Source organism: Ectobacillus polymachus (assembly GCF_048159605.1).
Classification (GTDB): Bacteria; Bacillota; Bacilli; order Bacillales; family Bacillaceae_G; genus Ectobacillus; species Ectobacillus polymachus.
This window is the reverse complement of the sequence record NZ_JBLREB010000010.1, coordinates 1-20,942: the sequence shown is the minus strand read 5'-3', so window position 1 is coordinate 20,942 and position 20,942 is coordinate 1. Positions and strand designations below refer to the sequence as shown.

The 20,942-nt window shown below is 36.5% G+C and carries 17 protein-coding genes, 1 rRNA gene and 2 riboswitches; of the genes, 11 read left to right on the top strand and 7 right to left on the bottom strand.

Annotated elements, in window-relative coordinates; translation table 11 throughout:
• Positions 1–123: 123 nt before the first annotated feature.
• Both ACM5BR_RS18400 and ACM5BR_RS18395 read right to left on the bottom strand, forming a co-directional pair.
• Positions 124–1,104, bottom strand: a complete 981-nt coding sequence (locus ACM5BR_RS18400) for an L-lactate dehydrogenase (protein ID WP_416829649.1) — start codon at positions 1,102–1,104, stop codon at positions 124–126.
• A gap of 317 nt (positions 1,105–1,421) precedes the next feature.
• Entirely contained in the window at positions 1,422–2,195 is a 774-nt protein-coding gene (locus ACM5BR_RS18395) for a pirin family protein (protein ID WP_416829647.1), read from the bottom strand.
• 371 nt (positions 2,196–2,566) lie between these two features.
• Positions 2,567–2,669, top strand: a riboswitch (purine riboswitch).
• A gap of 142 nt (positions 2,670–2,811) precedes the next feature.
• Between ACM5BR_RS18395 and guaA the strand changes: the two genes are divergently transcribed.
• Positions 2,812–4,347, top strand: coding sequence for a glutamine-hydrolyzing GMP synthase (gene guaA / locus ACM5BR_RS18390; RefSeq protein WP_416829645.1), 1,536 nt, complete (start codon positions 2,812–2,814; stop codon positions 4,345–4,347).
• Positions 4,348–4,432: 85 nt separating this feature from the next.
• Here the strand turns inward: guaA and ACM5BR_RS18385 are convergent, their stop codons facing one another.
• The 5 genes from ACM5BR_RS18385 to ACM5BR_RS18365 form a co-directional block, all read right to left on the bottom strand.
• On the bottom strand, positions 4,433–5,617 hold the full coding sequence (locus tag ACM5BR_RS18385) for a tyrosine-type recombinase/integrase (RefSeq protein WP_416829643.1): 1,185 nt from the start codon (positions 5,615–5,617) through the stop codon (positions 4,433–4,435).
• The gene (locus ACM5BR_RS18380; protein WP_416829641.1) at positions 5,601–5,822 is read right to left on the bottom strand and encodes a DUF3173 domain-containing protein; all 222 of its coding nucleotides are present in this window, start codon (positions 5,820–5,822) and stop codon (positions 5,601–5,603) included. Before ACM5BR_RS18380 ends, ACM5BR_RS18385 begins: the two co-directional genes overlap by 17 nt.
• A gap of 178 nt (positions 5,823–6,000) precedes the next feature.
• Positions 6,001–6,516, bottom strand: a complete 516-nt coding sequence (locus ACM5BR_RS18375) for a rolling circle replication-associated protein (RefSeq protein WP_465245461.1) — start codon at positions 6,514–6,516, stop codon at positions 6,001–6,003.
• Between the two features lie 374 nt (positions 6,517–6,890).
• Positions 6,891–8,249 (bottom strand): FtsK/SpoIIIE domain-containing protein, encoded by a 1,359-nt coding sequence (locus tag ACM5BR_RS18370; protein WP_416829637.1) that lies wholly within the window; start codon positions 8,247–8,249, stop codon positions 6,891–6,893.
• A 3-nt stretch (positions 8,250–8,252) separates the two neighbouring features.
• Positions 8,253–8,609 (bottom strand): hypothetical protein, encoded by a 357-nt coding sequence (locus tag ACM5BR_RS18365; RefSeq protein ID WP_416829635.1) that lies wholly within the window; start codon positions 8,607–8,609, stop codon positions 8,253–8,255.
• A 283-nt stretch (positions 8,610–8,892) separates the two neighbouring features.
• Between ACM5BR_RS18365 and ACM5BR_RS18360 the strand changes: the two genes are divergently transcribed.
• The 10 genes from ACM5BR_RS18360 to ACM5BR_RS18315 all read left to right on the top strand — a co-directional run.
• Complete coding sequence (locus ACM5BR_RS18360) at positions 8,893–9,093, top strand: hypothetical protein (protein WP_416829633.1); 201 nt, start codon at positions 8,893–8,895, stop codon at positions 9,091–9,093.
• A 103-nt stretch (positions 9,094–9,196) separates the two neighbouring features.
• Entirely contained in the window at positions 9,197–10,486 is a 1,290-nt protein-coding gene (locus tag ACM5BR_RS18355; protein ID WP_416829631.1) for a hypothetical protein, read from the top strand.
• Positions 10,486–11,490 carry a hypothetical protein gene (locus ACM5BR_RS18350; RefSeq protein ID WP_416829629.1) on the top strand — a complete coding sequence of 335 codons (1,005 nt, stop codon included), beginning with the start codon at positions 10,486–10,488 and terminating at the stop codon, positions 11,488–11,490. The genes ACM5BR_RS18355 and ACM5BR_RS18350 overlap by 1 nt, the downstream gene beginning before the upstream one ends.
• 935 nt (positions 11,491–12,425) lie before the next feature.
• Positions 12,426–14,114: an acetolactate synthase AlsS gene (gene alsS, locus ACM5BR_RS18345; RefSeq protein WP_416829627.1), complete on the top strand. Its 1,689-nt coding sequence runs from the start codon at positions 12,426–12,428 to the stop codon at positions 14,112–14,114.
• Between the two features lie 24 nt (positions 14,115–14,138).
• The gene (budA, locus tag ACM5BR_RS18340; RefSeq protein ID WP_416829625.1) at positions 14,139–14,864 is read left to right on the top strand and encodes an acetolactate decarboxylase; all 726 of its coding nucleotides are present in this window, start codon (positions 14,139–14,141) and stop codon (positions 14,862–14,864) included.
• 135 nt (positions 14,865–14,999) lie between these two features.
• Positions 15,000–15,101: riboswitch (purine riboswitch) on the top strand.
• 104 nt (positions 15,102–15,205) lie between these two features.
• A complete protein-coding gene (locus ACM5BR_RS18335; RefSeq protein WP_416829623.1) occupies positions 15,206–16,531 on the top strand; it encodes an NCS2 family permease in 1,326 nt (441 codons plus the stop codon).
• Between the two features lie 157 nt (positions 16,532–16,688).
• Entirely contained in the window at positions 16,689–17,927 is a 1,239-nt protein-coding gene (locus ACM5BR_RS18330; RefSeq protein ID WP_416829621.1) for a nucleotide disphospho-sugar-binding domain-containing protein, read from the top strand.
• A gap of 168 nt (positions 17,928–18,095) precedes the next feature.
• Positions 18,096–18,797, top strand: a complete 702-nt coding sequence (locus tag ACM5BR_RS18325) for a response regulator transcription factor (protein WP_416829619.1) — start codon at positions 18,096–18,098, stop codon at positions 18,795–18,797.
• On the top strand, positions 18,781–20,307 hold the full coding sequence (locus ACM5BR_RS18320) for a sensor histidine kinase (RefSeq protein WP_465245460.1): 1,527 nt from the start codon (positions 18,781–18,783) through the stop codon (positions 20,305–20,307). Before ACM5BR_RS18325 ends, ACM5BR_RS18320 begins: the two co-directional genes overlap by 17 nt.
• A gap of 301 nt (positions 20,308–20,608) precedes the next feature.
• Positions 20,609–20,942 (top strand): 16S ribosomal RNA (locus ACM5BR_RS18315); the annotation flags it as partial.

Genomic DNA, 20,942 nt, shown 5'->3' with positions numbered 1-20,942 from the left:
TTTTTTCATTTCTTGCGTTACGTGGAGATAAACATTTATGATGAAAGAAGTTAAATAAAAGACGAACAGTACCAAACCTGTTCGTCTAAAAAGAAATGTAAGTTGTAAACATTAACCTAGAATTTAAGAATTATGATTTCTACCTGTCTTTGCAACTTTCATCGTTTCTTTAATATACTCAGCTGATTGATGCAGCCATTCAAGTTCTTGGGAATCAAGAGCAATTTCTAATTGTTTTTCTACGCCATTTATCCCGATGACACAAGGCATACTTAATGCAACATCTCCATCATATCCATATTGTCCGTGTAATGTTGTGGACACCGGATAAACACTGCGTTCATCCAGCATAATTGCCTTTGCTAGTGTAATAGCAGCTTGGGCAACACCTGCATTTGTCCACTCTTTCCCATTTAACACATCATAGGCAGCCTTTACAACTTGTTTTTTGATACCGTCCCGACTCAATGGTTCTTTTCCTTGAAAAACTCGGTCTAGTTCTTTTTCACCAAACCCTTGCACATTTAAGCGGCTTAATACTGGGAAAGAAGTAAGACCATGTTCGCCCATCATATAACCTGTTACACTTTTAGGATCGATGTCATAATTAGCAGCAATTGTTTTACGAAGACGTGCAGAATCAAGCATCGTTCCGGTTCCGAAAATGCGCCCCTTCGGATAGCCGAATTCATTTTCTGCTATGTACACCATGGTATCTAACGGATTTGTTATGAAAATAATAATGGCATCTTTCGTATATTTAGTAATTCCAGTCATAACTTCACGAATTATCTCTGCATTGACAACAGCTAATTTTGCCCTGTCCGGCATCGCATCTTCATCACTTTTTATAATGCTAGGACCAGCTGCACAGATAATCACATCTGCATTCGCACATTCGGAATAATCTCCAGCATGTACCGTTGTATTTGACATATATGTAAGAGCAGTTGCATGTTCTTGGTCAAGAGCTTCGCCATAAGCAACATCCTTATTTCTATCAATGATAGCTATTTCCGCAAAAAGTCCTAATTTCATGGCATCTGCTAGAACATAAGAGCCAACATGTCCTACCCCTACAACAACTAACTTATTTCTGTTCATGGTTTATCCCCCCATTCAATTCATATATACATTTTATCACAATATAGAAATACAGATATTTGTTAATCAGTTATTGATCTATCTAGAAGATGCATCTATGAGCGCCAACATTATGAAATGCTTTAGGGGAACTTATAGATAGTGTATCCAAGGTAGATGATTATTAAGACCACTAGACGGATCTTTATGAGGAGGAGGGGGGAAGGAAAAGTAAAATTTATTCCGCCTGAAACGCTCTTTTTTTATGCATAAAAACAAAAGGGTGCCCCTAAAGCTTAGGCTTTTGGGACCCTTCTTGTTCTAGATAATAATACGATTTATTTTTTATAAAGTGGATAGTCTACTTGTGTAGGTACTTGAATAATAACTATACGTAATTCTTCATCTTTATTTGCAATTAATGTCACATCTGTTTTAGAGTCGGCTTCTAATACAATAAAGTCTTTATGTTGAAATATTGCAGACTCGTTTTCCTCTTTTTCATTTTTCCATATACCATTACCTCGAATAGCTAGGGTGGCTAATGAGTAGCCAGAAGGGATTGAGTGTGTATAAACTCTTCCTGGTTGTACTGTAACATCCCACATTTGCGCATTAGCTTCTAAATGGATAGGTGAGCCTTCCCCAATAATGGTCTTAACTTGAATGTCATTTTGCATGAAAACGGGAAATTCTTTCTCTTTATATTGATTATACGTAGGTTCTCTTTTAATCGCTTCATTTATATATGGTTCAAACCATATTTGAAAACCCTCCATATTGGGTCCGACAAATCCTTCTTTATGATATACACCTGAACCAGTTTGCATTACTTGTGCTCCCCCAGGTCCAATAACACTATTCGTACCCAATGAATCACCGTGTTCGGATTTACCCTGTAGTACATAGGTTACAATTTCAAATGCCTGGTGAGGATGCAAGGGAATAAATCCTGCTTTTTCAGCATGAGCCCAAGACCAGTAAAATAAAGGACCTACACGTTTAACTTCGGAATACTCATGTGGAAATGCAATCGGCTTTTGTTCGGTTATTTTTCCACCATCAAATGCACCTATTCCTTGTTGATCTGGTGAATACACTTTACTTTTCATTGTTAATTCCCCCTAACAGACAATGTTATTTATCTTCAAATAAAAAATCTTAAATTAAAGATATTTAACAAAAATAGTAGACAAGCTAAGATTATACTTGTATTTCTTCTAGGGTTTTATTCTTTTTTTTATAATATCTTTAATTCAAGATAAATTCTATGCTTTTTGTTTTTGTCTGTCAATACGTAGGATACAATTTTAATTATGATTACTGATTCACTTTCCATTTGTCTCCTGATAATTTGGAAAAAACCTAATAAATATAAACATTATTTTCTATTTTCAAACGAAATGTTAAGGAATAGGTGATAATTTCTGTCGAATATTGTGGGATGGCTCTTGACCACTTCGTAATTTCGTTGTTAGAATCGATAAGTAAATATATGTACCTTCATATATACTCAATAATATGGATTGAGAGTTTCTACCGGGTTACCGTAATATAACCTGACTATGAAGGCAGCGATTCTGCTTGAAGGAACGGTAGTTCAAGAGCTAGAATTCTGCCTTTTTCTATTGAGGTCTGAATTCTAGCTTTTTTCTTATACTTTCTTGTATATTACATGAAAGAATACGGAGAAACTATCGTATTAACTATAATGTTGGGGTGAGAACTTTGAAGAAACATGACTTTATTATTGTTCTAGACTTTGGTAGTCAATATAATCAGTTGATTGCACGCCGTATTCGTGAATTTGGTGTATATAGTGAGCTTCACCCGCATACCCTTACTGCTGAGCAAATTAAGGCGATGAATCCGAAGGGGATTATCTTTTCTGGTGGCCCGAATAGTGTATATGGTGATAAGGCATTCCACTGCGATCCTGCCATTTTTGAATTGGGATTACCGATTTTCGGGATTTGCTACGGTATGCAGTTAATGACGCAGCACTTAGGTGGAACGGTTGAACGAGCAGATACTCGTGAATATGGGAAAGCTGTACTAAAGGTAGAAAACGATTCAAAATTGTATGCAGAACTGCCAAACGAACAAGTTGTTTGGATGAGCCACGGGGATCTTGTAACAAAAGAGCCTGAGGGCTTCGTGGTAGATGCTACGAGTGAATCTTGTCCGATTGCGGCAATGAGCGACGCTTCCCGCAAGTTCTACGGAGTACAATTCCATCCAGAGGTACGTCATTCTGAATATGGAAACGACATTATAAGAAATTTCGTCTTTGGTGTTTGTAACTGTTCAGAAGGCTGGAACATGGAAAACTTCATTGAAATGGAATCAGCAAAAATTCGTGAAACGGTTGGCAACAAAAAGGTATTATGTGCACTTAGTGGCGGCGTAGATTCTTCTGTTGTAGCTGTACTTATTCATCAAGCAATCGGTGACCAATTGACTTGTATTTTCGTAGATCACGGTCTTCTTCGTAAAGGCGAAGCGGAGAGCGTTATGAAAACATTCCGCGATGGCTTCCACATGAATGTTATTAAAGTGGATGCACAAGAGCGCTTTATGAGTAAATTAGCAGGAGTTAGCGACCCTGAGAAAAAACGTAAAATTATTGGTAACGAGTTTATTTATGTATTTGATGATGAAGCGACAAAGCTTGAAGGTATTGATTACTTAGCGCAAGGAACATTATATACAGACATTATTGAGAGCGGAACGCTAACGGCGCAAACGATCAAGTCTCATCATAATGTTGGCGGTCTTCCTGAGGACATGTCATTCCAGCTTATTGAACCGCTAAATACACTATTTAAAGACGAGGTTCGCGCTCTAGGAACTGAACTAGGGATTCCGGATGAAATCGTATGGCGTCAGCCATTCCCGGGCCCTGGTCTTGGGATTCGCGTATTAGGCGAGGTAACAGAAGAAAAGCTTGAAATCGTAAGAGAATCTGATGCTATTCTTCGCGAGGAAATTAAAAATGCTGGATTAGAACGTGAAGTTTGGCAATATTTCACTGCACTTCCTAACATGCGCAGTGTTGGAGTAATGGGCGATGAACGTACTTACGATTACACAGTAGGTATTCGTGCTGTTACTTCTATTGACGGTATGACAGCGGACTGGGCTCGTATCCCATGGGATGTGTTAGAAAAGATTTCCGTTCGTATTGTCAATGAAGTGAAGCATGTAAATCGGGTTGTGTATGATATTACGAGTAAGCCACCTGCAACAATTGAGTGGGAATAAGAAAAATAAAGCTTAGAATCCTTGTTTTATAAGGGTTCTAAGCTCTTTTTTGTGGTATCTGCAAACAATTTGCAAACAATCCAAATTATTTCTTATGCTTTACATGTTGATTGCTCGTCAATTTTCTAGTAGCTGCTGGCGTATCTGATAAATGAATTATGTTATTCAATTTTTTGGCAACGTCCTTATTGGCGTTCTCATAGAGGTGTCCGTACGTACCGAGAGTGGTTTGAATGTCTTCATGACCGAGCCTATCACGAACTACTAAAGCATTCTCTCCCATTGAAATTAATAGAGAGGCGTGAGAGTGTCTAAGAGCATGAGTTTTGATTTTATGAACCCCTGCAAGCTTTGAATGTTGTTCTATGATGTGGTACGTCGCGCTTTTATTTGTTGGCACCCCATTGTAAGAAAGAACGTATTTTGAAGGAACATTCTTTGTCTGAACTTCTTTCCAGCCTTTTAACAAATCCATTGTAATATCATCTAAGGCTATTACTCGATTACTGGCTTTGGTCTTTGGTTCAGTCATATAGAACTCATTTGCGTTCTTGTAATACATTGATTTATTTACTCTAAGTGTCTTTTCGGTGAAATCAATGTAATCAATGTCTTTATCCCATTCTAGTGCTTGAGCTTCTCCAAATCGCAAACCTGTCATGAATAAAAGCCATATTAGAACAAAAGAGAAATGTTCATGATAATCTGAAATATTAAATGTACTCATAACCGCTTCAAATTCTTCCTTTGTCCAAAAGTCGACTTTCTTTTTAATCTTTTTCACGTTTCCAACTTGCTTAGCGACATTTTTTTGTAATAGTCCAAGTGTAACGGCTAGATCCAAAGATTTTTGGAACAAGCCGTGGATATTTCTGATATATGCACTAGAGTAATTTTCAGATAGTTTATTCTGCCATTTCTTAATCATTGGCGGTGAAATATCTTTGAGCTTACGATTGAAGAAGTAGGAGAAGTGAATCCTCATTGATGATTTACGATTATCAAAAGTTCGGTGTTTTACAGAACGCTTGTAGTCTGGTTCAAAGTAAGTTTCATAAAACTCTTTGTATGACATAGTACTGTTTTTCTTAATAGCAGTATCGGAATAGTTGTTCATGTAATCATCATAGGCTTGTTTTGCTTCTCTTTGACTAGAAAAGCCACGCCCCCAATGTTGAACTCTTTTTCCATGTTCATCATACCCAAGACTTGCGACAAAGTACCATTTTCCGCTTTTCTTGTCTTGATAAACGTTACTGATTTTTGGCACTCACGACCGCCCCCAAATCACTAACTTCAATATGGAAACCGAGAATTTCTTCAACCGCAGCAACAGGGACACGTCCCAAACGTTTACTTGAATAATAAGAATAACCATTATTTACCATCAAGCACTTGGCTTTACGAATAATATCAGATGACTGACTTGGTCCGAAACCTAAGTCGATTAATTCATTCTTAGTTAAAGTAATCAAGAAAATCACTCCCTTAAAATTTTTGTATAATGTACAGTTCCCTCTTTAAAGATACAGTTTTCACCATCAAACCCTTTAAAATCAAGAACTTTGTGTGTATAATTTTTACTGTAAATGATATTTTTATCAGAAAAATCAAACGGTTGCGACGTAGTGATTTTTCTGACGATTGGCGTTTTTAGGTTTTGCNAACTTTGTGTGTATAATTTTTACTGTAAATGATATTTTTATCAGAAAAATCAAACGGTTGCGACGTAGTGATTTTTCTGACGATTGGCGTTTTTAGGTTTTGCGACTTAAAAAACGCTTTTTTCTTATGCTCTTTAATATCCAAATCCTTAGCAAAATACTTTGATAAATACCTCCCTCTATTTTCTTTACTATCTACATCAACTTTATTGATTTGTACAAAGCCATTTCTCCAAATTTTTTCAAGTTCAGATTTTCTGATATATCCAAGCGAGAAGAAGATTACATGATAATGAATTGCACCACGTTTTTGCATTTCCCATGTTGCCAAATATTTAGGTTTTTGGTTTTTCTTAGCTAATCGGCGATTTAGACGTTGGATAAATTTCTTAAACTCGGTATTTGAAAAGTCAATAACATTAACATTTTCTTGAAAAGTTAATGTTACAAACTTGGTTGCTTTATCAAAGTTACAATCGACAATTCGAGCAATTTCCCAACGCATAGCTTCATAATACTTTTGCTTTCGTTTTAAACTGTCATATTGCTCTTTGGTAGATAATTCATCAAAGGACTTTTTCTTAGTATCTTCATTTATCCAGTCGAGCTTACTTGTAGATTTTTCGTCAGTTTTCTTTGAAAATATTGGGTCTTCATATTGATACACTTCAATATAAGTAGGTGTTTCAATGATTTTTGTATTGTAAACTCTAACGTTTCTACCCATATTCAACCTCTTTGTGTTTCTTCCGAAACGGTCAGATGTTGTTTTATATATCAAGTCTAGTGTCGGGCAAAAACCGCCCGACTGCACCCCTCAAAGCGAGTGAAAAGACTCGACCGCTCCGCTAAAACGCTTTGGGCGTTTTGTCTCCCTATTTAACTCACTTCGAGGGGTGAAGTTGTTTTAGGTTTATTCTCTTCAATGGTTTTGTTTAACTCATCTAAATAGTCCATTCCGCCAGGCATTAGTGGAGTTTCAAAGTAAACAGGATTATCAAACTGTCCCTCAATCAAAATATATCCACCACCAATTTCCTGAATGGTTTTGTATTCCATTTCAACAGAACCAAACAACATTTTTCTTCCGTCATCGGTCATATTTGATAGTCCAATTCTTACCCCAAATTGATCACGAATATTTCCGCTTAAAATGTTTGCGTCTGGTCTTTGCATAATCATCACAACTTCTATTCCAGCTTGTCGCCCTTTGAGAATGAGATTAAACAAATATCCATTCACCTCTTTAACGATTTTAGGAGAAGCAACAGAAATGAATGCGGAATACTCATCAAAAACGACAACTAACGGTTTAGCGGTTGGAATATCTCGCCATGTTTTCCCAAAGGCGCTTTCGTCAGAAAACCATTCTTTATATCGTTTTTCCATTTCCTCGTTAGCTCTTCTGAATAGCTCTGCAATTTTGTTATCGGTCGTAGCAGTATTAGTTTTCTTCCCATAGCGTTTAACATCTACTAACCGACCAATCATTGCTAAATCCGCAGATTTTGGGTCTGCAATGAATAATTCTGCTCCCATGTAGAGATAGTCAAGAATTAACATACTGACTAAATACGTCTTGCCCGAATTAGTAGACCCGATAATTAAGGTGTGTGGCGGTTGTCCTAAAGACCAGCTGATTTTTTCTGTCATTTGTATTATCACTCCTCTTGATGATTTTCTTTTATTCATAGTCAATCGTTTGTCTTGTACTAGTTCAAACACGTAATCACAAAACTGAACGTTGTCATGTTTCCTATATAGTTCTTTTCCAAATAGAGCGGAGAGCATAGTATCTTGAGAGTTGGCTTTATCTGAAAACTTGTCTGCCATCTTCCAGGCTCGAATTATTAGCTCTCCATCTGTTTCTTTATATGAAAAGAATGCAGAATTAAATATCACTCTTTTTTGCTTTGGATAGCCGTCTCTGTCAAATCCTACTTGTCTTATTTCATCTTCATAGAGCCTGTTATTGTAGATGTATCTTTGCAATTTATTGAAAGGCGAGCGATTAAACTCATCTCTCAATTTTGCAAATTCATACGTTCCCACCATAAAAGTACAGGCTAGGAAAATAAAGCTTACTCCCTTTGTTAGTCCGCTAGTGCAGTAGAACGTGACTACTCCTACCAGTACTATTAAAGCGTACATGAAAAATAGAGAAGATATTCGATTTTGAAAAGGAATTTTAGAAAAAGCAGAAACGACCGTGAAGCCATTATTATGTTTTTCTCTCATATGCTACTCCTCATCTACTACTCTACATTTTTTGGCAGTTGCGCTAAGTTGAATCCAGTTATCACGAACATAAGGGCGAATGGTGAGATTTTCAAATTCAACAAAGCAATTCTCAGGAATTTCGATGGCTTTACCATTGTTTTCACCAACGGTGAATAGCGGTGTATTCTCGTCAATCTTCACATCGAACTTGTCAAACTTCCGTTCCAAACATACGACAGTGTAAACGTAAGAAAATTCGGTTGTTTTTTCGAACTTGCCAGTTTCTTTGTTTTCTTTCGTTTTGAAACGCTTTGTAATATCGACGAGTAAAAGGGTTTCTCCAAGTGTTGCGACATTATCAATAATTGGTGTAATCATTTAGTTTCCTCCGAAATTTTTATAGCTGTCGACTAGCTTATAGCTAGTTTAAAACATTAGATTTCTTTTGACAAGTATTTTTGGGGTTTAACTAGCAAATAACTATTTAAAACCCAAAAATCAACTAAGGAATGCTTTTAGAAAAAGAGTGAGGTTAGGTTGAACATGAAACATTTTCAATAGTTTTTAGCTATTTAGGAGGTATGATATAGGTAGTAAAAGATCGAGTGATTTGATAGAATATAGCTAGTAAATAGGTGGATTACTATTTGGAGGTTTTTGCATGGCAAAAGAAAAAGAAAAACAAATTGCTTTCTATATGACACAACGTTCTTCAAAAGAATTGGACGAAATCCAAAAAATTTTTGACGAACGTGAGGGGCGTGTAACAAAGGCGTATATCCTTAATCAGGCCATCTATAAGTATTATGAGTACGTGAAAGAATGTTATGGCATTGCGGATGAAAAAGACGAGGGTAAATAGTTTTATGTAGTGGATTTGATAACTGATAGTTTTTTAATTACTATTATGAAATGTTTTACAAGAACAATCGAAACTAGCACCAATAGTAGAATAGAGGTTAAACATGAAAGTAATACCAATAGAAAAAATGCCTACAGCTGTAACGGCTAATAGGCATGCAGTGCACAATTGGTTTAATTTTGTTGCGGGGTACTCTCCAGAATATGTTTATTCAGTAATTACTGAGTACCTCGAGAAAAATGATGAGAAAATTGAAAAAATATATGACCCTTTTGCAGGTAGTGCTACTACTAATGCTGTGGCAAATTCGTTAGGAATCCCATCGATTGGTGTCGAGAGGAATCCTTTTTTCTATAAGATTGGAAAAGCGAAAACAAATGCTAAATTTGTTGTTTCTGTGATTGATGATATCTCACAGGACCTCATTGAAATTTATCACAACGATAACATGCGGAATAATCTTTCATCTTTCAAGCCCAGTGAAGTCTGGAGCAAAGACGCAAGCGAGTTTTTGCAGAAACTTTTTGAATATGAGGATTTATATTTTTTGTATTTGTTTAAAGAAAAAGTACAGTCATATGTTGGTGAAAAAAATGAGGCGGGTTATATTTTTTTATCTAAAATTTTGGAGTATGTAACATTCGCAAAAACCGATGGAATATACAAAGTTCCAACATCGAAAAAAAATAATGTCCCAATAATTGAAGCAATTGAAAGAACGAAAACAGATTTTCAAATGGATTCAGAGGTTACCGTTAAAAATAATAATCTAGCAGAGTTTATTTTTGGAAGTTCGGTTGACTATATTCCTGAATCCAATTCGTTAGACTTGGTTATTTTTAGTCCGCCATATCTAAATAATTTTGATTTTGCCGAAATGACAAGAATGCAAATGTATTTTTGGAATGAAGCTTCGTCTTGGAGAGATATTTCCGAGAAACACCGCAATCATATGATCGTAAATACAACAACGGCCCTAAAACTTGTTAGAGACCCAGATATCCAAGAAGCATATAAAAATGAGTTACCAGAAGAAGTAGTGAATGCAGTTTCGCCTATTGTTGATGAGTTGCATGCTATTAGAAAAGAAAACTTCAAGAAGAAAGATTATTACTTGATTGTTTATCCATACCTATATCAAATGATGAAGGTGATTTCTAATAGCTATCATGGATTGAAATTAGGTGGAGAAATCCATATTGTTGTGAGTGATGCTGCTTTTTATGGAATTCACGTTGATACTGAAGAATATCTAGAAAGTATTATGAGAAGCGTTGGTTTTTCGTCTACGAGAATTATTAGAATGAGAGACCGTGGCGATAGATGGAAGTTAGAGAAACGTAAAAGTAGTGGGAAACAATTAGGGGAATTTGAAATAATCGGGGTGAAATAATGAAAACATTGTATCAAGAATCCACTCTCAAAATGAGCGAAGCTATTCATCATTATTTCTCATTAGTTGAGGAGACCAATAATTTTGAGAATATTTCAATCGAAAATTTGAACGACGACATTTCAAAACTTATAATTGCTGGTGGTAAAGGTATAGAGTTTGATGGGATGTCTTCAGAAGAGCTACTAAAAGAACTGAATAGATTTAAAGCGATAAATTTTGATATTGAAGCAGGGGTATCAGCTTTTGTATATAATCAATCTCGAGCCTATATTCAAGAGTTATATAGGTTGGCGGAAGAACTATCTAATAATTTTTCTGAATTATCGCCAGAAAAAGTAAAAAACTCACCATACTTACTACCAATTTGGCAATCTGTATTGAATATTTCTAGTAAGGCAAACCTAAAAAAAATTTTTGGGACTGCTACCGATATGAACATTAGTAAACCATCTTCTGAAAAGATTTCTGAGTATGCTAATGACTATTTTGGGAAGCACAAGGTTGAGAAGCAAAGAGTTATTGAAAGAACGGAACGCACATTAGAAGGTATTGTTCGAGATTTAATCGGAAGATTGTTGTTTGAAGCCATTGTAGAGAAAGCTTTGTTGAAGTACCAAGTACCATTTACTAAAGAGGAAGATTATATTGGTATTAAGGGTGTTGTGTACGACTTTCGGGCAGATTTTGTTATTCCGAATTCCGAACAACCTCTTGCGTTTATTGAGGTTCGAAAATCTAGTTCACGCCATGCCTCCTTATACGCTAAAGATAAGATGTTTAGCGCTATAAATTGGAAGGGAAAAAACCAAAAAATGTTGGGAATTGTTGTTGCTGAGGGCGAGTGGACAAAAGAGTCGCTAAAGGCGATGTCGAAAGTTTTTGATTTTGTTGTTCCCGTTGCGAGCGCTGAAATGTTGGCTCAAGAAATAAAAAAATACCTTGATGGAGACAATACGGTTCTGAAATGGATTATTGATTTTAATATCCGCAGTAACGAATAGGAGTTTACAGAAGATGACAAGGTAAGAGAAATGTATTCGTGTTTTTGTTAATTGAATTTATTTGGTGATACACTTTTAGTGCAAACAATTTGCAAACAATAGATTGAATTTCATATGAAATCAAACTCATTCAAATACCTCAAAATCCTTTTAAATAAGTCTTTCAAATCTAATGAAGTTTAGAGAACACAGAGTGGGAATAATAACGGAAAAGCGGCAATCCCAGGTATATCAAGGGATTGCCGCTTCCTTTTTTATGGAATAACAAAGAGCTTCTTTTAGCTGGTTGAAGAATAATTTCTGCTCAACTCTTTGGTTGTTCCTTTTTTCACTTTTCCTTTTGCTTCCTCACTGAATCTCGTTAAAAGTCACATACAAAAAGGTACCGTAATTTTGGTGCTTTTTAAGCTTTTGACGTTATCTCTAGCTTTTCCCCCACTTCCCATCGTACGGGTGAGTTTCCTAGCATACGGCGTTCCAACTAATCCAATTCATTCAATATTTTTATGTGTATGCAAGATGAAATGTAGAATCAGATTGCTTCGTTCAGACATTGCTCAAGCAATTTAAGAAAAAATACATAATAAATAGCAGCCTTTAGGCTGCTTTCCTTTTGTCTTTAATTTTTGTGGTTTTCGTTGCCGTGTTATTCATAAATAGCTCCTACTTTGTTTTTGACTCCAAATGTTTACAAATATCTGTATTTATTTTTGGAACAATTTAATTAATACAGATTTTTAAACGGAATTTTTCCATATAAATTTTTCTTGTTTTTTTATGCAAAATAATTGATTTTATCATAATCAGCGGTGTAATATAAAAAATGGTTTCATTGACTGAATTCATGTAATACAGAAAATCAGAAAATAATATAACACATATTCGAGCGTTCTTGCTCATAACTACTAAGTCAAAATGGGAAGTAGGAGTTTTAAATGAAACAAAATGAAAATTTAACAGAAGAAAAGCAATTGACTGCTGCAGAGCTTGTTGTAGACAGTCTCGAAAAACAAGGTGTTAAGTACATCTTCGGTATTCCTGGAGCAAAAATTGATGGGATTTTTGATGTGTTAAACGATCATGGTCCAGAACTGATTGTTTGCCGTCACGAACAAAATGCAGCATTCATGGCTGCCGCAGTTGGCCGTTTGACATGTAAACCTGGTGTTTGTATGGCTACCTCTGGCCCTGGAGTCACTAATTTAGCTACTGGATTGGTGACGGCTGATGTTGAAAACGATCCGGTTGTTGCCTTAGTTGGTAACGTAAGACGTGATGATAAATTAAAACGTACACATCAATCCATGAACAACGAAGCATTCTTCAAACCGATTACAAAGTTCAGTGCAGAAGTAACAGATGCAAATAATGTACCTGAAGTGATGATTAATGCTTTCCGTACAGCAGAATCAGCCAAGCCTGGAGCAGCTGTTGTCAGCTTCCCGCAAGACCTATTGTTTGACAAAACAAATGTAAAAGCCATTAAGCCTCTTCCAAAACCAGAATTGGGTATGGCAGCGTCACCCGCCATTGATCAGGCTGTTAAGGCATTAAGAAATGCAAAAATGCCAGTGATTTTAGCAGGTCAGCGTGCAAACCGTTTTTCAGTTGTAAAGGCAGTTCGTTCACTGCTTAGTAAAATTAACTTACCAGTTGTTGAAACTTTCCAAGCGGCAGGACTTATTTCTCGTGATTTAGAGGACCATTTCCTCGGACGTGTCGGTTTATTCCGCAATCAACCTGGCGATTTAGTTCTAGAAAAAGCGGACGTGCTGCTTACTATTGGCTATGATCCAGTTGAATATGATCCAAAGCACTGGAATAAAAACGGCGGGCGCACAATTATTCACCTAGATGAAGGCTGTGCGGATATTGATCACTATTATCAACCTGAAGTTGAATTAATCGGTAGTATCGAAACAACTGTGAACGAAATTGAAAAACGCTTAGATCGTCTTTCGATTTCAGAAGAAGGATGGGAATTCCTTGGAGAAATGAGAAGGAAACTAGCTCTTGATGGTCAGCCACTAGAGGGTCGCGATTCTAATCGTGTACACCCACTAGAATTTATTAACACACTGAGAAACGCGATTAGCGATGATACGATTGTGGCTAGTGACATTGGTTCACATTATATTTGGTTAGCTCGTTATTTCCGTTCTTATGAACCTAAAACACTTCTGTTCAGTAACGGAATGCAAACTCTTGGTGTTGGCTTACCTTGGGCAATGGCAGCTTCTCTTGTTAATAATCATGCAAAAACCATTTCCATATCTGGGGACGGCGGCTTCCTATTCTCTGCAATGGAATTAGAAACAGCCGTACGTTTGAAATTACCAGTTGTTCATTTTATATGGAGAGACGGTAAGTATGATATGGTTGCCTTCCAACAGCAAATGAAATATAACCGTACCTCTGCAGTTCACTTTGGTAAAGTTGATTCAGTGAAATACGCCGAGTCTTTTGGTGCAAAAGGACTTCGTGTTGAATCACCAGACCAGCTAGAATCTGTAATTCAAGAAGCGCTTAACTATAATGATGGTCCTGTAATTGTTGATGTTCCTGTAGATTACAGTGAAAACATTGAATTAGCAAAAATCCTTATTCCAAATGAATTAAATTAAATTTATATAAAGGGGAAAAGATCGATGACTACAGTATTAGAACGAACTGTATCTGGTGAAGTATATCAAGTTTCAACCATGAGTTCATTATTAGACGGTGTCTATGACGGGGCGCTTAATTATGAGCAATTAAGAGAACATGGAGATTTTGGAATTGGTACATTTGACCATTTGGATGGTGAAATGGTTGGCTTTGACGGTAATTTTTACCGTCTGCGTGGAGGCTCTGCAACACCATTGGTTAAGGAAGACTTAACTCCATTTTGTACAGTGTCCTACTTTAATCCACAAATTGAGAAAAAAGTGAACCAAACACTTGCAAAAGCTGATTTTGAGAAACTGCTCCATGGCCTTGTACCAAGTGAAAACTTGTTCTACGCTTATCGTATTGAGGGCGTGTTCAAGAAAGTTAGTACACGTACAGTGTCTTATCAAGAAAAACCTGTACCAATGATAGAAGCCGTAAAAAGTCAGCCAACGTTCGAATTTGAAAATATTAAAGGGACAATTGTTGGTTTCTGGACGCCTTCCTATGCTCAGGGTATCGCTGTAGCAGGGTATCATTTTCATTTTATTGATGAGACGCTCCAAAAAGGCGGCCATGTCTTTGATTATATTGTGGACGACGTAACCGTTTATATAGAACAGAAATCACATATGAATTTGTATACACCAGACACAGACGCCTTTCTTAAAGCGAATCTTGATCGTGAGGATTTGTTAAAAGAAATCAAAATTACCGAAGGATAACCATTTTAATAAAAGAATGGGAATAGGATCATGATAGGATAGTGTAAAAAGCGAACATTTACAACTACTAGTTGTAATTTGTTCGCTTTTTATATTGACAATCGCTAGGATGGCTCGTAAAATAAACGTGTAATCATAAATCGAATAATGAAGCATCGTATAATATTGGGGATAGGGCCCGAAAGTTTCTACCTAGCTACCGTAAATAGCTGGACTACGAGGCGTTTAGACAATGCATATAGACTATTTGTCGACGCTTCCATGTTCAGTGGAAGCGTCTTTTTTTCTTTCGGTACGTTCAGTTTGTACGGTATTACATCATGACATGGAGGGAAAAACCAATGAAGCGTTACTTTCAATTTGAAGAGCTTGGCACGAATTATAAGAGAGAATTTCTTGCTGGTTTAACGACGTTCTTATCTATGGCTTATATTTTATTCGTAAACCCTGCTACTCTTTCCTTGAGTACTATTCCTAATTTACCGGCAGGTATGGGAATGGACAAGGGAGCTGTTTTCGTTGCAACAGCATTAGCTGCTGCTACTGGATCTCTTATCATGGGGATATTTGCTCGTTATCCGATTGCGCTAGCACCTGGTATGGGTATTAATGCATTCTTTGCTTACACAGTTCTTTTAACAATGGGAATTCCATGGCAAACAGCGATCGCTGGTACATTGACTTCTGGACTTATTTTTATTGCTTTAACTTTAACTGGCTTTCGTGAAAAAATTATTAACGCTATTCCAGTAGAATTAAAACATGCTGTTGCAGCTGGTATTGGTTTGTTCATTGCATTTATTGGTTTTCAAAATGCCGGAATTATTGTAAAGAATGATGCAGTGCTTGTTGGACTTGGTGATCTAACAAAAGGACCGACATTATTAGCTATTTTTGGTGTATTTATTACAGTAATTTTAATGACAAGAAAAGTAAACGGCGCCGTTTTCTTTGGGATGGTTATAACAGCAATCGTAGGGATGATGACTGGTTTAATTCACACTCCTACCGCAATTATTGGTTCTATTCCTAGTATTAAACCAACATTCGGGGTTGCATTCTTCCACTTAAGCGACATTTTTACACCAAAAATGCTCGTAGTTATTTTAACTTTCTTCTTTATTGATTTCTTTGATACAGCAGGTACACTTGTAGCGGTTGCGAATCAAGCTGGATTAATTAAAAATAATAAACTTCCTCGTGCAGGAAGAGCATTATTTGCAGATGCGGCTGCAACTGTAATCGGAGCTATTTTCGGTACTTCTACTACAACTGCTTATATCGAATCTTCAGCAGGGGTAGCTGCAGGCGGTCGTTCTGGCTTCACTGCTGTTGTAACAGCTGGATTTTTCTTGCTTTCTCTTTTATTCTCGCCATTACTAAGCGTTGTAACAGCTTCTGTTACTGCACCTGCGTTAATTATCGTTGGGATTTTAATGGTATCTTCCCTAGGGGAAATTGATTGGAAGAAGTTCGAAACTGCTGTTCCTGCCTTCTTTACAATCCTTGCAATGCCATTAACCTATAGTATTGCTACAGGTATCGCGATTGGCTTTATCTTCTATCCCATTACAATGGTTGTGAGTGGTCGTAGAAAAGAGGTTAACCCAATTATGTATGTGATGGGGGTTCTCTTCGTTCTATACTTTATCTTTGTAAGAAAATAATAGTGTTGAAAAAAGCCGGGATCCTTCGTGGATTCCGGCTTTTTTGTGTACTTTTTATGATAAACCATAAAAATGCTGTATTTACAAAAAAATCAAATTTTTTCGTTTGATAATCTGTTATATTATTATATATAAATAATTTTCTCTGATAAAGGATGTGTGGAAAGTCGAAACGATTATCTTTGCTCCAGAAACTTTTAATTTAGCAGAGACTACTAGAGGGGTTGAGGTAGCTAAAAAATGTCGAGGAGTTTTTGAGTGTATCTTTATGGGATACTCTACTGAATATTCTTCCTTAATCGAGGAAGCCGGTTTTATATTTCATCATCTTGAACCACATTTAAAGGATGAGGAAATTAAGCAAATCATGAAAGCAGACCAGATGAAAACGGTTCGTCACCCCTTCACCTTTACTATGTTAAATAGTAGGGTAAAAAACGAAAAAAAGCTTATAGCAAAATATAAGCCAGTAGCTATAGTGATTGGAACGACATTAAGTATGTTCATATCAGCAAGAGCGTGTTCAATCCCGCTTGTTTATATCAAGCCTTTCGCATACACAAGACCTTATTTCTTGTACGGCCACCTAGAATTACCACACTTTTTACAAATACGAATAATTCCCCAAACATTCACCTTAAACCTTTTTAGAAAACTAGCTTTAGGAATAACAATGAAACCAAGATCATTTAGTAAGGTAGCGAAACTACAACATATAAAATTGCCTAAATATACGATCGACGCATTAGATGCAGACTATAATTTAATCACAACAGTCCCTGAAATAACTGGAGTTTCCAAGCTGCCAGATAACTACATGTATGTTGGTCCAGTTTTTGCGAAATTGAATGGAGACATTCCTAAAGAAATTAGAACGATCAGTAGCCGTAGCCGTTATCCAGTCGTATATTTTGCAATGGGTAGCTCTGGTGGCAAAGACCTAATAATAAAAATATTGTTAGCACTATCGGAATTGCCTGTAACGGTAATATGTCCGATGAGAAAAGTATTAGGAAGTAGTACTTCTTTATTCCTTAATAAGAAAAACATTTATCTATTTGACTTACTTCCAGCGCATAAATTAGCGGAATTTATCGATTTATCAATCATTCATGGTGGCGAAGGAACGGTACAAACAGCTTGTTTAACCGGGAAACCTTTTATCGGAGTAGGATTGCAGCCAGAACAAGTTACTAACATCAAGGAATGCGTGATTTTTGGGAATGCCCTAGAGTTAAGAAAAAATCGTATCAATAAATCTGAGATAGAAAAACGAATACATGCTGTTTTAAACAGTCAACAACTGAAAAAGAGAGCGGAAATAATGAAAGACTTGTTGGAAAATAAAGATGGAGCCGCAAATGCTGCTAACTTTCTGGTAGAAACGTTTGGTTAAATTATAAGGAACCCATGCTGCTCTGCTTGAAATTTTAAGCTAAAGAGCAAGGGTTCTTTTTTATTTGTTCTACTCTAAGTAATATTGTTAAGAATTTCTTTTCTTTCTTTACTTGTTTTTGATTTACTATGTATATAGGGGATTGATCTGTTTAGAGAGGGGTTCAGCATGAAAGAAGAAACAATCTTAATCGTTGATGATGAAAAAGAGATACGGGATCTTATCGAAATATATTTGCAAGACGAAGGATACCAGGTTTTGAAAGCATCTAATGGTCTTGAAGGAATAACACTTGTTGAACAGAACGAAGTGCATCTTATTATTCTTGATATTATGATGCCAAAAATGGATGGTGTTCAAGCTTGTATGAAAATACGAGAAACGAAGAATATGCCGATTATTATGCTTTCAGCAAAAAGCCTTGATATGGATAAAATTATTGGTTTAACATCAGGAGCGGATGACTATATATCAAAGCCGTTTAATCCTTTAGAATTAACGGCTCGTGTAAAGTCGCAGCTGCGACGATATATGCGTATGCAGAACTACGTTCCAAAAAATGAAAATGAAATTGAAATCGATGACTTAACGATAAATGTCGCTACCCATGAAGTGAAAAAAGCTGGACAGGACATCAAGCTAACACCACGAGAGTTTACGATTTTGGAACTCCTTGCACGTAATCCGGGGGTAGTATTTAGCGCTGAAAAAATTTATGAACAGGTATGGCAGGAACCGTATTATCAATCTGAAAATACGATTATGGTTCATATTCGAAAAATCCGTGAAAAAATAGAAGTGAATCCACGTAAACCGATTTTTATCAAGACGGTCTGGGGAGTAGGATATAAAATTGAAGGGAATCGCTAATAAAATCCAAAAATCTTTCATAGCTATACCGCTATTTATATTTCGCGGATTGCAAAATATTTTTTTATTTTGTCGTAGAAGAGTTGTAACAAGTATTCGCACACAACTCATGCTTACATTTGTCGTTTGTGCATTTATAGCCGTTCTGGTAGCAATGTGGACAGCGCCACTTTTTGAAAATGCAAACCGGCAAGAGATAACAGATTATTCCTATGGTATGGAGCAAATTAACAATAAGGCACAGGTTCTTGCAAGCCTTCTTTCTAATAAAAGTCCGACGAATGGCACGATTCAAGATATTATTGATACAAAAAATGCAAAAGATAATTTTAAAATATTACTGGTTGAAGAAGATGGGAATGTAATCTATAAAACGAAGCAAGCAACGGAAACACATATAGATTTGCAATCGATGATTCATTCGGTTATCGATGGAGGAATGAATATCGAAGATACGATAAATGTACAACGAGAATTTACCTCTTTATATCCATTTGAACGGGAAGGAAAACGACTATATGTAGTCGTTAGCGGTATGCCAAAAGGAAGAGTGATGTATGTATCTACAGCAAATCCCTTCCCATTTATCATCGGCATTGCTGTATTTATTTTCCTTTTCTATTTTTTAACAAAGCGTAAAATGCAGCAAATTGAAGCAATGGCACAAGGAGTTAAGGAAATATCCTTCGGAAACTTAAAATATAGAATTCCACGGAAAAGCAAGGATGAACTAGGAGAGCTTGCACAAACAATTAATTTAATGGCAGAGCGACTAGAGCTGAAAATAGAAGGTGAAAGAAAAGCAGAACAAACGAAAAAGGAACTTATTACAAATGTTTCACATGACCTGCGAACACCTTTAACGTCTATTATGGGATATTTACGTCTCATTCGTGATAAGAAATATGAAACAGAGCAGCAATCTAATGAATATTTCGAAATCGTTTCAAACAAAACAGAACAGTTAAAAAAGCTGATTGAAGACTTGTTTGAATATACGAAATTAAATAATGATGAAGGGGTAAAGGTAAGTAAGCAGATTTTATGTATTAATGAGTTGGTTGATCAACTTGTTGAGGAAATGTCCTACCAGGCAGAGGAATATTCGCTTACTTTTCGAAAAGAGTTTCCGAGAGAACGGTTGTATATTGAAGCAGATCCCAATCAAATTGTACGTGTCTTTGAGAATTTATTGGCAAATGCTATTCGTTACAGTTTTCAACCGAGTGTGATTAATGTAAGTATGAAGCAGCAGGAAGACTATGTACAAATATGTGTGGAGAATCATAGTAATCCGTTCTCTGAGGAAGAATTGCTGCAACTATTTGATCGTTTTTACAAAACTGATGAATCGAGAAGTAATGTATCGGAAGGTTCTGGACTTGGGCTAGCTATTGCAAAAAGCATTGTTCATTTAAACGGTGGACGAATTTGGGCGGAAAGTGATCAAACTATTATTCGTTTTATAGTGGAGCTACCCATTATTTGTGAAGAAGAGGCGTTGAAGTAGCGTCTCTTTTTCTATGTGTAATATTTTTTCATATACCAACTAGGATGGATGTTATTTACAGATTGGTAAACAAAAACGAATTGAAAGTTAACTTTAACAGTAGATTGAAGGTCTTTTTGATTACATTAAGGCTTTTTTGCTGATGTTAGTTTGCGAAGTTTAAGTAATTATAAAAAAATGATTGCAATGATAATGATTGCGTGATATATTATTAGAGTTGCTTCTGAGCGACAATGAGTTCTTTGAAAACTAAACAAAACATGAAACGTCAGTTTTTTAATAAGCTTAGACAAACTTAACTTTTATGGAGAGTTTGATCCTGGCTCAGGATGAACGCTGGCGGCGTGCCTAATACATGCAAGTCGAGCGAGCCCTTCGGGGCTAGCGGCGGACGGGTGAGTAACACGTGGGTAACCTGCCTATAAGACTGGGATAACTTCGGGAAACCGTAGCTAATACCAGATAGGTTTTCGGTTCGCATGAACCGGAATGGAAAGATGGCTTTTGCTGTCACTTATAGATGGACCCGCGGCGCATTAGCTAGTTGGTGAGGTAACGGCTCACCAAGGCGACGATGCGTAGCCGACCTGAGAGGGTGATCGGCCACACTGGGACTGAGACACGGCCCAGACTCC

What these genes read in the sequence shown, in the direction of transcription:
- ACM5BR_RS18400 (WP_416829649.1), bottom strand. Translation starts at nt 1,104, where the DNA reads ATGAACAGAAATAAGTTAGTTGTTGTAGGGGTAGGACATGTTGGCTCT.
- ACM5BR_RS18395 (WP_416829647.1), bottom strand. Translation starts at nt 2,195, where the DNA reads ATGAAAAGTAAAGTGTATTCACCAGATCAACAAGGAATAGGTGCATTT.
- ACM5BR_RS18370 (WP_416829637.1), bottom strand. Translation starts at nt 8,249, where the DNA reads ATGAGAGAAAAACATAATAATGGCTTCACGGTCGTTTCTGCTTTTTCT.
- ACM5BR_RS18365 (WP_416829635.1), bottom strand. Translation starts at nt 8,609, where the DNA reads ATGATTACACCAATTATTGATAATGTCGCAACACTTGGAGAAACCCTT.
- ACM5BR_RS18360 (WP_416829633.1), top strand. Translation starts at nt 8,893, where the DNA reads ATGGCAAAAGAAAAAGAAAAACAAATTGCTTTCTATATGACACAACGT.
- ACM5BR_RS18355 (WP_416829631.1), top strand. Translation starts at nt 9,197, where the DNA reads ATGAAAGTAATACCAATAGAAAAAATGCCTACAGCTGTAACGGCTAAT.
- ACM5BR_RS18350 (WP_416829629.1), top strand. Translation starts at nt 10,486, where the DNA reads ATGAAAACATTGTATCAAGAATCCACTCTCAAAATGAGCGAAGCTATT.
- alsS (WP_416829627.1), top strand. Translation starts at nt 12,426, where the DNA reads ATGAAACAAAATGAAAATTTAACAGAAGAAAAGCAATTGACTGCTGCA.
- budA (WP_416829625.1), top strand. Translation starts at nt 14,139, where the DNA reads ATGACTACAGTATTAGAACGAACTGTATCTGGTGAAGTATATCAAGTT.
- ACM5BR_RS18335 (WP_416829623.1), top strand. Translation starts at nt 15,206, where the DNA reads ATGAAGCGTTACTTTCAATTTGAAGAGCTTGGCACGAATTATAAGAGA.
- ACM5BR_RS18325 (WP_416829619.1), top strand. Translation starts at nt 18,096, where the DNA reads ATGAAAGAAGAAACAATCTTAATCGTTGATGATGAAAAAGAGATACGG.